Genomic DNA, 12,473 nt, shown 5'->3' with positions numbered 1-12,473 from the left:
GGAGGCGCCGCAATTTGCGCGCGCCTCCCTTGTTCGTTCCCAAGGACCCGGACGGGTCCGATCAATCGGAAAGACCTATTCATGAGGGGGTCTAGCACTATGTCGACCGGCACGCGGCTCGCAGGCCTGCTGCTTCTCACCACGTCGCTTACCTATCCGGCAGTTCTTCATGCTCAGCAGAGTGAAGACCTGCAGGCCGAGGAAACCGGTGACGACCTGACCGAAGAAATCCAGGATGCCCGGCAGGAAGAGGCCGAAGAGCCCGAAATCTCGGTTCCGGGTGGCGGGATCATCGTCACCGGTCGCCGGGATCGCAATCCGGAACGGTCCTCCACACAGGTCCTCAACGTCCTGTCCGAAGCCGACATTGCGCGGACCGGCGAAAGCGACATCGCCGGAGCGCTCGGTCGCGTGACCGGGCTCTCGGTGGTCGGCGACGGGCGCGTGTTCGTTCGCGGCCTCGGCGATCGCTATTCGCTGGCGCTGCTCAACGGGCTGCCACTGCCCAGTCCCGAACCACTGAGCCGCGTCGTCCCGCTCGATATCTTCCCCACCAACGTGATCGCATCGTCGCTGGTGCAGAAGACCTATTCGGCCAACTATCCCGGCGAGTTCGGCGGCGGCGTCATCAATCTCACCACCAAGGCGGTGCCGGTCGAAGACTTCCTCAATTTCAGCTTTTCGACCAGCGGCGACAGCGAAACCACGTTCGAGAACGGCCTGACCTATTTCGGATCGGACTGGGATTCGTTCGGGTTCGACAACGGCAACCGCGACATTCCTTCGAACCTGCAGGCGTTCTTCGACAGCGGCGAGCGGATCGGTGCCGTCCCTGTCGAAGTATCCGAGGGGATCGCGGGGCAATTGATGCCGCTCAATCTCGTGACCCTGCAAAAGGAGAACCACCAACGGCCGAACTTCTCTGGTTCGATCACCGGTGGTCTGTCGTTCGATCTGGGCAGCGATACCTATCTGGGCGTGATTGCGACAGCATCGCTCAAGAACAGCCTGCGCAACCGCACGGTCATCAGCCAGGGCGGCAGTTCCGACTTGTCCGAACTGTTCCAGGACTTCAGCACCTTCATCACCGACGAAAACGTGCTGGTGAACGGCCTGATCGGGATCGGTCTGGACTTTGGCGAGCACACAATCCGCTGGACCAACCTCTATATCCGCGACACGCTCAAGACCGCGCGGCTCGAACAGGGCACCGATATCCTGCCGGGCTTCGACGGGTTCGACTTCCAGAACCAGCAAACCGCATGGTTCGAACGCCAGCTGATCGACACGCAGCTCGTCACCGAACTCGATTTCGACCGCTTCGATGTAGACCTGCGCGCAGGCTATGCCCGCACCGATCGCGAAGCGCCGTTCAACACCACGGTCAGCTACACCCGCACCAACATTCCGGGCGATCCGTTCGGCGATAGGTTCGTCGCCTATTTCAACCAGCTTTCGGACGCGGGGATCACGACGGTTTCGTTCGACGACCTAACGGAAGAGAACATCTTCGGCGGGCTCGACCTGTCCTACGAGATCACCGGCACCCTCTCGGCCACCATTGGCGGATCGTACACCGACACCGATCGCCGCTCGTCGAGCCGCGAGTTCCGCCCGTTCATCACCGGCGACGTGCTTCCCGACACCCTGGTCCCGGCGCTCGGTCTGCGCCGTCCGGGCGATATCATCAACGGGGCGACCCTCGCGGGATTCAACGTCACGCTGACCGAAGCCAGCCCGTTCCCGGTGTTCGATGCCGCGCTCGAAATCTATGCCGGGTACGGCCTGCTGCGCTGGCTGCCGACGAACACGCTGACGATCGAGGCGGGTCTGCGCTACGAGGAAGCAAAGCAGACGGTCGATCTCGACCAGACGATCTTCAACACGCCGATTGCAGGCGCGACCCCGACCGATCTCAGCAACGATTACCTGCTGCCAAGCGGGACGATCACCTGGGAACCGATCGACGATCTGCAACTGCGCCTGTCGGCTTCGCAGACCATCGCCCGGCCGCAATTCCGCGAACTGGTCGAACAGACCTATTTCGATCCGGAATCGAACCGCCGGTTCCGCGGCAACCCTTTCCTCAACGACAGCGAGCTCATCAACGTCGAAGCGCGCGTCGAATACTATCTTGGCGGACCGAACCGGATCAGCCTTGCCGGGTTCTACAAGGAGATCGACGACCCGATCGAGAACACGCTGGTTTCCGCATCGGGCCAGGTCCTGACCAGCTTTGCCAACGCACCGTCGGCGGAACTCTACGGTGCCGAACTCGATCTGGTCTACGGCATCGATCTCAACAATCTCGGCGGCACCTTCTTCGAGACCAAGCAGCTGCTGATCATCGCCAACTACACCTACACCCAATCGTCGATCTCGGTCGGCGCGGGCGATATCGCCCCGGTTCCGGGCAACCCGAACCAGGCGGCGGACCAGCTATTCGACGACGGCGGGCCGCTGGTCGGTCAATCCGATCACGTCGCCAACTTCTCGATCGGGATCGAGGACGCCGAGAAGACCCAGCAGCTTTCGGTGCTGCTCAACTATGCCAGCGAGCGCGTGACCACCCGCGGCGGCGCGCTGCCCGACGTGGTGGAAGATCCCGGGCTCACGGTCGATATCGTCGCCCGCACCGAACTCGACCTGATCGGCGAAGGGGTCGAACTGAGTTTCGAGGCGCGCAACATCTTCGGGCGCGACAATTTCGAGTTCCAGCAGCTCGGCGCGAACCGGATCGAGATCAACACCTACGAGGTCGGGACGTCGTTCTCGCTCGGGGTGAAGGTTGAATTCTGAGTCCTTGGTTTTCACAGCCCATCCGGGCTGCCGAAACTTCAATTCAGGTCGAAGACGTAACCCATCGAGCGCACCGTGCGCAGCGGGTTGCCGCCGCCCGCCGCCTTGAGCGAGCGGCGCAGGCGACCGATCCAGACATCGACGGTGCGCTCGTCGATCGGCGGTTCGCGCTTGCCCAGCCCGTTGATGAGGTCGCGCCTGCTCAGCACCCGGTTGGGGTTTTCGGCGAAGAACCGCAGCAGCCGGAATTCGTTGGGCCGCAGGTCAATCGGTTCGTCCCTCCAGCGCGCCTGCAAGGCGACAAGGTCGATCGAGAGATCGCCGACCTCAACCTTGCGCGAGGCATGGCGATCGCCGTTCTGCGGTTGCAGCACCAGCACGCGGTCGAGCACCATGGTCCGGTTGAGCGGCCCGACCACGTAGTCGTCGGCCCCGGCCTTGAGCGCTCGCCGGCGGTTTTCCGGGTCGTCTTCCTCCAGCACCATCGTGATGTGTGCCTCTAGCGTGCGCGGATCGGCGCGCAGGCGGCGGCACATTTCGAGGCCCGCAAGATCGTCCATCACCCAGTCGACGAACGCCCACATCGGCCCTTCGAGGAGCCGCTTAGGGCCATCCGCGCCAAGCCGGTCGAAAGTGAAACGGCGCTCATCGTGAACGAAATCGTCCAGCGTCTCGCCCAGTTCGTCGGTCAGGAAGATGTTGATGACGTCCATGAGCGCCCCGCTCGGTTGCGGAGCCGGATTGGCGCAGATGTATGACCCGTTCGTGACTCATTTCTGACCAATTTTATCGCCTTGTCACATTAGACGTCTTTTACGGTCACCTTATCCATCGCGCCCATCGGCATGCCCATGCCCGTCGGCCATTTGGGGCGATAGGGGGCTTCGAGCGCGGACACTTCCTCGTCGCTCAGTTCGAGCTCCACCGCCGCCACCGCCGCATCGATGTGATGCGGCCTGGTCGCGCCGATGATCGGGGCGGTCATCGCGGGCCGGGTGAAGTGCCACGCGAGCGCAAGGCTGGCCATCGCGACGCCGCGCGCTTCGGCCATCCCGGCCAGCGCATTGATGATCGCGCGATCGGCCTCGTCCTCGTCACTGTAGAGCATCTTGCCGACGCCATCGGTTGCGCTGCGCACCGTCTCCTCGCCCAGCTGCCGCGCCAGCCGCCCGCGCGCGAGCGGGCTCCACGGGATCACCCCGACGCCCTCATCCTCACACAAAGGCAGCATCTCGCGCTCTTCCTCGCGGTAGAGCAGGTTGAGCTGGTTCTGCATCGCAATGAACGGCGTCCAGCCATTCGCCCGCGCGGTCTCCTGCGCCTTCGCGAACTGCCACGCATACATCGAGGACGCGCCGATATAGCGCGCCTTGCCCGCCTTCACGATGTCGTGCAGCGCCTCCATCGTTTCCTCGATCGGAGTGGCATCGTCCCAGCGGTGGATCTGGAACAGGTCGATATAATCCATGCCGAGCCGCGTAAGACTATCGTCGACTGCCTGCATCAGGCTCTTGCGCGAATTACCGCCCGCGTTCGGGGCCTGCCGCCACGGGAAATATGCCTTGGTCGCGACAACGATCTCGTCGCGCTGCGCCATCTCGTTCAGCAGCTTGCCGGTGATCTCTTCCGACGTGCCGCCCGAATAGACATTCGCGGTGTCGAAGAAGTTGATCCCGGCCTCCAGCGCGGCGCGGAAGAACGGGCGGCTTTCGTCTTCGCCGAGCAGCCAGTCGCCGTGCCAGCCCTTGGTCGTGTCGCCATAGGACATGCAGCCAAGGCACAGCCGCGAGACCATCAGGCCGGAGTTGCCGAGGCGGGTGAATTTCATGTCCTGCTCCTGCGCCTTGGGTGGCGGATTATTTCCTACAAAGTTGACACACTTGACACTGTGTCAGGCTATAAATTGGGGCTCAATTCCTTGAAATCGCAAGAGAAAATGGGCCGAGAGCGAAGTTGACACTTTTCCATCTCGAAACGGGTTTCCGGTGTCGTCTTGCATTGATCGAGAATGGCCGATTTGCCTTGTGTAGGAAAGCACCATGCGCGACCTTCCGTCATTGCGAGCGTAGCGACGCAATCCAGAGCGTCGCGCGATGCGGCTCTGGATTGCCACGGCGACTGCGTCGCCTCGCAATGACGAGAAAGAGAATAGAAGCAGGCACTCAACTCAGCGTCAGCCCGCCATCAACCACCAGCGTCTGCCCGGTCATGTAGCTGGCCAGCGGCGAAGCGAGGAACAGGGCCGCCCCGGCCATGTCCTCCGGCGTGCCCATGCGGCGCAGGGGGATTGAAGCGAGCGCGCCTTCGCGGCGTTCGGGATGTTCAGTGGTGACGGTAGTCAGCTTGGTCGGGACCAGCCCCGGCGCGATGCCGTTGACGCGCACCCCGTCGCGCGCCCAAGCCTCGCCGAGCGATTTGACGAGGCTCGCCGCGCCCGCTTTCGAAGCGGCATAGGCCGGGTTGCCGATCGCGGCCTTGAACGCCGCGACCGACGACACGACGGTCATCGATCCGCCAGTATCGGCCAGCCCCGCATGAAACGCGCGCGCGACATCCATCACCGAATTGAGGTTGACGTCGATCACATCGTCCCACCCCTTGCGCGCGAATTCCTCGCGGCCATAGCGCACGATGCCCTGGCACTGGACAAGCACATCGACCGCGCCGATTTCGGCGGCCACCGCGTCCGCCGCATCGCGATCGATCACATCGAGTTGCCGGTATTCGAGCCCGCGAAAATCGCTGTCCTCGGCTTCGAGATAATCGCCCGCATCGGGCCGGGTCCCGGTGACGATCACCTCGGCCCCGCGCGCGCGAAAGCCCTGCGCGATACCGTTGCCGATCCCGCTCGACCCGCCGATCACGAGCACGCGCTTGTTCGAAAAATCGAGCGGGTCGGTCATGGCTTATTCCCCCTCCGTTGGGTGCCTTAGCCCCCTCCTCTCCAGAGGAGGGGGTTGGGGGTGGTGCCGTGGCAAGTACGAGCTTTGCGGCTCGCAACCACCCCCTCGATCCCCTCCCCAAGGGAGGGGAGGCATTGATCAAATCTCGCGGCTGATCACTTCCTTCATGATCTCGCTGGTGCCGCCATAGATGCGTTGCACCCGCGCGTCGCGCCACAGCCGGGCGATGGCGTATTCGTTCATGTAGCCCGCGCCGCCATGCAGTTGCAGGCAGGCGTCGACCATCTCCCACTGCATCTCGGTGTGCCACAGCTTGGCCGAGGAGGCTTCGCCGGTCGTCAGTTCGCCGCGCAGGTGGCGCGAAATCGCCCAGTCGAGATGCGCCCAGCCGACCTGCAGCTTGGCCTGCAAATCGGCGAGCGTGAACTTGGTGTTCTGGAATTCGAACACGGTCCGCCCGAACGCCTTGCGGTCCTTGGTGAACTTGACCGCTTCGTCGAAGGCGCGCTGCGCCCCGCCCTGCGCGGTCACGGCAATGCTGAGCCGTTCCTGCGGCAATTCCTCCATCAGGTGGACGAAGCCGCTCCCCTCGCCGCCGAGGATGTTGGTCTTGGGAACGCGGCAATCCTGGAAGAACAGCTCGGACGTGTCGGCCGAATGCTGGCCGATCTTGTCGAGGTTGCGGCCCTTCTCGAACCCCGGCGTTCCGGCATCGACCAGCACCAGGCTGGTGCCCTTGGCGCCCTGCGAGGGATCGGTCTTGGCGACCACGATCACCACATCAGCATTCTGGCCGTTGGTGATGTAGGTCTTGGAACCGTTGATGACGAGGTGATTGCCGTCCGGAATCGCGGTGGTGCGCACGCCCTGGAGGTCGCTGCCCGCGCCCGGTTCGGTCATGGCGATCGCGGTGATGATGTCGCCCGAAATCATGCCGGGCAGGTACTTTTCCTTCTGCTCGGGGCTGCCGAGCCGCTCGAAGTAATTGACCGTGATGTCGTTCTGGAGCGTGAACCCGGCGCTGGTGCCGAGATAGGCGAGCTCTTCGGCGATCACGCAATTGAAGCCGAAATCGAGCCCCAGCCCGCCATTCTCTTCCTTGACGGTGGGGCACAGCATCCCAGCCTCGCCCAGCGCCTTCCACGCCTTCTTGGGGACGATGCCCTCTTCCTCGTGCTGGTCGAGATAGGGCTCCATATGCTCGGCGAGCACCTTGCGGACGGTGTCGCGAAACGCCTCGTGGTCTTCGTTGTAGGCGGTGCGGTGAGCGGTGTTCAGCATGGAGGATCCCTTGTCCGGAATTGGGTTTCGTTCTGGAACGGGTTCAAGCGCGCATGCGCGGCGCGGTCAAGCGCGAAAGGTGCAAGGTAGAGGGTAGGAGCTCGATTGAATGACGGGATCTTCTAGGCAAGCAAAGTGAGACAGTCTCTTAACTGTTTGGGCTCTAATCCATTCGAATGCATAGTCGGTTCGTAACATTCGAGACCTTATCGGAACCAATTGATCCAGATATGGAGCAATCGGCAGTCAAACCGGTCTTTGCTCGGATCGTCGGATCTCTGAAGGAGAGAGGTGTCGATCTTATCGAGCCACCAATGGAGTGGGACTCATATGGCTGGTATGCAGACTTTCAGGTTGGTTCAGCGAGGTTGACCTGCATGATGCAGAGATCGGACACTTGGCTATTACTCATCAGCAGCAACCGCAGCTTCATGGATCGGCTAAGGGGGCGGAACTACGAACACGAACTCAGTGAGTTTGCGAGTCTCGTGGTTTCAACGGTTTCAGCGGTATTGGAAGTCCCGGCGAAGCAGTTCAATTCAGAAGCCGAATTCCGGGTCGGCTAAGCGGCAATCCGCAGCCATTTGCGTTCGGATCTCAAGTGCCGAATAGCGACCTTATCCCGACTTCTTCACCCCACAAACGCCCGCTCGATCACGAACTGGCCCGGCTTGTTGTTGGCGCCCTCTTCGAAACCGCGCGCTTCGAGGTCGGCGGCGTGGTCCTTGATCATCGCCATGCTGCCGCACAGCATCACGCGGTCCTCTTCGGGCACGAAGCGCTGCGGGCCCTTGCTCTGTTCGAACAGGCGGCCATCGTCGATCAGCGTCTGGATCCGGCCCTGCGTGCGGAAGCTTTCGCGGGTCACGGTGGGCACGTAGATGAACCGCTCGCGGTCCTCGTCCTCGAGCAGCGGATCGCCTTCGAGCTTGCTTTCGAGCAGTTCGCGATAGGCGAGGTCCTCGACATGGCGGACCGAGTGGACGACGATCACTTCCTCGAACATCGCGTAGACTTCGGGATCGCGGGCAAGGCTCATGAACGGCGCGAGGCCGGTGCCGGTCGAGAGCATGAACAGCCGCTTGCCCGGCAGCAGCGCGTCGGTGACGAGCGTACCGGTCGGCTTCTTGCCGAGATAGATCGGATCGCCGACCTTGATGTGCTGCAGTCGCGAGGTCAGCGGCCCATCCTGCACCTTGATCGAGAGGAATTCGAGCTCCTCGTCGTAGCTGGGGCTGGCGACCGAATAGGCCCGCAGCAGCGGCTTGCCGTTTTCCTGCGGCAGGCCGATCATCACGAATTCGCCCGAACGGAAGCGGAAGCTCGCCGGACGCGTCATCTTCAGCGTGAACAGCTCGTCGTTCCAGTGATGGACGTGCGTGATCGTTTCGACGGTCAGCGCCGCGCTTTCCTGAAACTGGTCGCGATCGATGATGGGCTGGTTCACTGGCAGGCCTCGAGAAGATGACTTTCTGGGCGCGGTTTGCCGCGCGATTGGGGGCGCAGATGGACGTTTCGCTGCGGCGCTTCAAGGTAGTTTAGTGATAAAGGCTGAAAGCCCGCCTTGATCCGCGTCAATGCTCGCGCTGGCGCGGGTTCGGTCAGTTCCACCCGGCGCGATCGAAGATTTGCACCGCCTGCGCCTGGTTGCGTCCGATCTCGGCGGCGTTGAGCGTGTCGGGCTTGAATTCGCCCAGCCGCTCGACCGCCGAATTGGCCTTGAGCCCGCTCACCGCCGGATATTCGTTGTTGCCGTCGGCGAAGTATCGCTGCGCGCTTTCCGAGGTGAGATATTCGAGGAAGCGGATCGCGTTTTCGCGGTTGGGAGCGGTCTTCACCAGCCCCGCCCCGCTGATATTGATGTGGGCGCCGGTGCCGTCCTGGTCGGGAAAGATCACGCCGACCGCATCGAAGATCGCCTTGTCCGCCTCATCGCCGTCGGCATAGCGCGCGAGGTAATAGGTGTTGACCACCGCGATGCGGCACTCGCCCGCGGCGACCGCTTCGATCTGCGCAGTATCGTTGCCCTGCGGCGGGCGGGCGAAGTTCGCGACGACGCCCTTCGCCCAGCTCTCGGCCGCCTCGGCCCCGTGGTGGGCGATGATGCTCGACAGCAGCGAGATGTTGTAGATGTTGGAGGACGACCGGATGCAGATGTCGCCGCGCCAGGCGGGCTCGGCGAGGTCGGCATAATCCTCCAGCCCCTCGGGCACTCCGGCCGCCTTGTTGTAGACGATCACGCGGGCGCGGGTCGACAGGCCGAACCACAGCCCGTCCGGGTGGCGCAGGTAGATCGGCAGCCGTTCTTCGAGGATGTCGGAATCGACCGGCGCGAGAATGCCCGCTTCCTCGGCGCGCCACAGCCGCCCGGCGTCGACCGTGATCAGCAGATCGGCGGGCGAAAATTCGCCTTCGCTCGTGATCCGCTCTATCAGCGCGTCGGCGTCCGCCTCGATCCGGTTGACGGTGATCCCGGTCTGCCGGGTGAAGTCGTCGTAAAGCGCGAGGTCGGTGTCGTAATGGCGCGAGGAGTAGAGATTGACTTCGCCCGCGTCGCCTTTGGCCACCTCTTCGCCGCCCGAACAGCTAGCGAGGATCAGCGCCAGCAGACCGGCGAGAATACCCTGTTTCATGAAACGCCTCTCGAATCTTAATTGCAAATGATTTGCAATATAAATCTGCGCAGCACAAGCCCTATGGCCGTGCAAAGGCGCGGACGCTGCCCGGTCGCGGGGCCACGCGATAGCGCGGTGCGGCGGCGGGGCGATCGCTCAGCAGCGTGATTTCGCTGCCGGAATCGTCGGCGAGCACCACCCGGGTGACGTCCCCCAACGCATGCCGATCGCGCACTTCCAGACCGGCTTCGTCCTCCTCCAGATCGAGCGCGACCGCATGCACCAGCAGGTCCAGGTCGCGCGACTCGGGCAGCGCGCCCGCGACGCTCGCAAGCGGCCAGGTGCCGAAGGCAGTCACCAGCCCCGCGTCGCCACGCGTCGCCGCGATCACCTGCGCTCCGCGAAAGATCGCGCCGACCGCTGCGGTTGCGGGCCGATCGTGGAGTTCCTGCGGCGTGCCGAACTGCACGATCCGTCCCGCCTCCATCACCGCGATCCGGTCTCCGATATCGAGCGCTTCTTCCGGGTCGTGGGTCACCAGCACCACCGTCGCGCCGCGCTCGCGCAGCAGCGTGCGGCATTCGCGGCGCAGCCTGCGCCGCAGCACGCTGTCGACGCTGGCAAAAGGTTCGTCCATCAGCAGCACCCGCGGCCCCGGCGCCATCGCCCGCGCCAGCGCCGCGCGCTGTTGTTGCCCGCCGGAAAGCTCGTGCGGGTAGCGGCCGCCAAGCCCGCCCAGTCCCACCCGATCGAGCCAGCTGTCCACCTCGCTGCCGCGCGGCAGGCCGAACGCGATGTTCTTCGCGATCGTCATGTGCGGGAACAGCGCGCCATCCTGAAACACGAGACCCACAGGCCGCTTTTCGGGCGGGGGGCTTACACTTTCGCCAGCCAGCAACTCGCCGCCGATCAGGATGGCCCCCTGCTGCACCGGCAGCAGACCCGCCGCGAGATTGAGCAAGGTTGACTTCCCGCAACCCGACGCGCCAAGCAGGCAGGTGATCTCCCCTTCCGGCGCGGTGAAGCTGATATCTTCCAGCGCGCGCACGGAACCGTAGGCATGGGCAATATGGCGAAATTCGAGGCTCAAATTGGTGTCCGTGTCGGCGGAGGATGTCTGCGGTGGTGAGCCGCCTTAGGCAATTGGATGCACCGGGTGCAAGCACGCTGACACGGCGCGCGAGTTCCGTGCGCGTCGATGGCTGGACGCTCGGAGCGCTGGCGGTTGCGGCGCTGGCGCTGGTGCCGATCCTCGCCATCGTCGTCGCGGCTCCGGCTGGCGGGTTCGAGGCGATTGCCGAACTCGCGCGCACCATTCTCGGTCGATACGTCGCCAACACGCTGGCGCTGATGCTGCTGGCCGGCGCGCTGGCGCTGGTGATCGGCACCGGCTGCGCATGGCTAGTGAGCGCGGCGGAGTTTCCGGGGCGCCGCATTCTGGGCTGGTCGCTGGTCCTGCCGCTCGCACTCCCCGCCTATCTCGCGGCCTATGTCTATGGCGACCTGCTCGATTTCTCCGGCCCTGTTCAGGGCGGCTTGCGCGCCGCGACAGGGTGGGGAGTCGGCGAGTACTGGTTCCCGCACATCCGCTCGCTGCCCGGCGGCGCTTTCGTGCTTGGGATCGTGCTTTATCCGTATGTCTATCTGCTCGCCCGCGCCTCTTTCGTGGCGCAGAGCCCGCGCCAGTTCCGGGCGGCACGTTCGCTCGGAGCCACGCCGTCGCGCGCGTTCTGGCAGGTTGCATTGCCGGCCGCGCGTCCGGCGATAGCGGGGGGGCTGGCGCTGGTGCTGATGGAAGTGCTCGCCGATTTCGGAGTCGCGGATTATTTCGCGATCCCGACCTTCAGCACCGGCATCTTCCGCACCTGGCTGGCGATGGGCGACAAGCAGACGGCGCTGAAGCTCGCCGCCGTGATGCTGCTGTTCGTGGTCGCGCTGGTCGCTTTCGAAGCGGCGACACGGCGCGGGCGGACCGACAGCCGCGACGGGCTGGCGCGGCGCGACGACGGTCCGCTGGTGCAGCTTTCGACGGGCGGAAAGGCGCTGGCGGCCATCGCGTGCGCCCTGCCGGTTCTGCTCGGTTTCGCCATTCCCGCCGTGCACCTGCTCGGTATGTCGCTCGACGAGCGCGCTGTGGGAGCGGGCGGCGAATTGTGGACCTACGCCAGCGGCAGCCTGTGGCTCGGCCTTGCCACCGCCTTCGTCTGCGTCCTCGCCGCGATCGCGCTCGCCTTCGCCAAGGCGCGGTCCGACAGCGTAGTGGCCAAGGGCGCGATCCGGCTCTCGACGCTTGGCTATGCTCTACCCGGAGCCTTGCTGGCGGTCGGCCTGCTCGCCCCGCTCGGAGCCGTCGACGTCTCGCTCACCCGCGCCGCGCGGGACGGGCTGGGGTGGTCGGGCGGCTTGCTGCTGACCGGAACCAGTCTGGTGCTGATCTACGCGCTGTCGGTGCGGTTCCTGACCGTGGCCTACAACAGCGTCGACGGCGGCATGGCGAAGATCCCGCCCTCGCTCGATGCCGCGGCGCGCTCGCTGGGTGCTCGGCCTGCGCGCGTGCTCAGCCGGATTTACGTGCCCTTGTTGCGCCCCAGTCTGCTCGCCGCAGCGGCTTTGGTGTTCATCGACACGGTACGCGAGCTGCCCGCGACGCTGATCCTGCGCCCGTTCAATCTCGAAACGCTGGCGACCCGCACCTATCGCCTCGCCAGTGACGAGCGACTGGTCGAAGCCTCTATCCCGGCGCTGATCCTGCTCGCCGCCGGATTGCTGCCGGTCCTGCTGCTGGCGCGAACCGCCCGCCGCTAGCTTCCGGAGAAACTGTCAGGCTGGGTTGTCACTGCCTCTTGTCCAACCCCGCCCGCTGGTCCAAAAGGCT

The 12,473-nt window shown here is 64.2% G+C and carries 9 protein-coding genes; 2 read left to right on the top strand and 7 right to left on the bottom strand.

Annotation, left to right across the window (positions count from 1 at the left end):
* Nucleotides 1–99: 99 nt before the first annotated feature.
* Nucleotides 100–2,799: a TonB-dependent receptor domain-containing protein gene (locus KDC96_RS01100; RefSeq protein ID WP_212449968.1), complete on the top strand. Its 2,700-nt coding sequence runs from the start codon at nucleotides 100–102 to the stop codon at nucleotides 2,797–2,799.
* 38 nt (nucleotides 2,800–2,837) lie between these two features.
* On the opposite strand, the gene KDC96_RS01095 is transcribed toward KDC96_RS01100, so the two are convergent.
* From KDC96_RS01095 to KDC96_RS01065, 7 genes are all read right to left on the bottom strand, one after another.
* On the bottom strand, nucleotides 2,838–3,512 hold the full coding sequence (locus KDC96_RS01095) for a response regulator transcription factor (RefSeq protein WP_212449966.1): 675 nt from the start codon (nucleotides 3,510–3,512) through the stop codon (nucleotides 2,838–2,840).
* A gap of 89 nt (nucleotides 3,513–3,601) precedes the next feature.
* Nucleotides 3,602–4,627: an aldo/keto reductase gene (locus tag KDC96_RS01090; RefSeq protein ID WP_212449964.1), complete on the bottom strand. Its 1,026-nt coding sequence runs from the start codon at nucleotides 4,625–4,627 to the stop codon at nucleotides 3,602–3,604.
* Between the two features lie 334 nt (nucleotides 4,628–4,961).
* Nucleotides 4,962–5,702 carry an SDR family NAD(P)-dependent oxidoreductase gene (locus tag KDC96_RS01085; protein WP_212449962.1) on the bottom strand — a complete coding sequence of 247 codons (741 nt, stop codon included), beginning with the start codon at nucleotides 5,700–5,702 and terminating at the stop codon, nucleotides 4,962–4,964.
* 138 nt (nucleotides 5,703–5,840) lie between these two features.
* Nucleotides 5,841–6,983, bottom strand: a complete 1,143-nt coding sequence (locus KDC96_RS01080; protein WP_212449960.1) for an acyl-CoA dehydrogenase family protein — start codon at nucleotides 6,981–6,983, stop codon at nucleotides 5,841–5,843.
* 631 nt (nucleotides 6,984–7,614) lie between these two features.
* Entirely contained in the window at nucleotides 7,615–8,430 is an 816-nt protein-coding gene (locus KDC96_RS01075; protein WP_305819763.1) for a ferredoxin--NADP reductase, read from the bottom strand.
* Nucleotides 8,431–8,584: 154 nt separating this feature from the next.
* The gene (locus KDC96_RS01070; RefSeq protein WP_212449958.1) at nucleotides 8,585–9,616 is read right to left on the bottom strand and encodes a Fe(3+) ABC transporter substrate-binding protein; all 1,032 of its coding nucleotides are present in this window, start codon (nucleotides 9,614–9,616) and stop codon (nucleotides 8,585–8,587) included.
* Between the two features lie 61 nt (nucleotides 9,617–9,677).
* Nucleotides 9,678–10,688, bottom strand: a complete 1,011-nt coding sequence (locus KDC96_RS01065; RefSeq protein WP_212449956.1) for an ABC transporter ATP-binding protein — start codon at nucleotides 10,686–10,688, stop codon at nucleotides 9,678–9,680.
* Nucleotides 10,689–10,723: 35 nt separating this feature from the next.
* Between KDC96_RS01065 and KDC96_RS01060 the strand changes: the two genes are divergently transcribed.
* Nucleotides 10,724–12,403, top strand: a complete 1,680-nt coding sequence (locus tag KDC96_RS01060) for an iron ABC transporter permease (RefSeq protein ID WP_249171867.1) — start codon at nucleotides 10,724–10,726, stop codon at nucleotides 12,401–12,403.
* Nucleotides 12,404–12,473 lie beyond the last annotated feature (70 nt).

Origin of the sequence: Erythrobacter sp. JK5 (assembly GCF_018205975.1) — a bacterium.
Taxonomy (GTDB): domain Bacteria; phylum Pseudomonadota; class Alphaproteobacteria; order Sphingomonadales; family Sphingomonadaceae; genus Erythrobacter.
Note: the sequence above shows the minus strand (reverse complement) of the source record. Positions and strands in the feature narration are given on the sequence as shown.

Bases quoted from the DNA above. Each gene is read 5' to 3' on its own strand.
- KDC96_RS01070 (WP_212449958.1), bottom strand. From the start codon at position 9,616: ATGAAACAGGGTATTCTCGCCGGTCTGCTGGCGCTGATCCTCGCTAGC.
- KDC96_RS01085 (WP_212449962.1), bottom strand. From the start codon at position 5,702: ATGACCGACCCGCTCGATTTTTCGAACAAGCGCGTGCTCGTGATCGGC.
- KDC96_RS01095 (WP_212449966.1), bottom strand. From the start codon at position 3,512: ATGGACGTCATCAACATCTTCCTGACCGACGAACTGGGCGAGACGCTG.
- KDC96_RS01100 (WP_212449968.1), top strand. From the start codon at position 100: ATGTCGACCGGCACGCGGCTCGCAGGCCTGCTGCTTCTCACCACGTCG.
- KDC96_RS01080 (WP_212449960.1), bottom strand. From the start codon at position 6,983: ATGCTGAACACCGCTCACCGCACCGCCTACAACGAAGACCACGAGGCG.
- KDC96_RS01090 (WP_212449964.1), bottom strand. From the start codon at position 4,627: ATGAAATTCACCCGCCTCGGCAACTCCGGCCTGATGGTCTCGCGGCTG.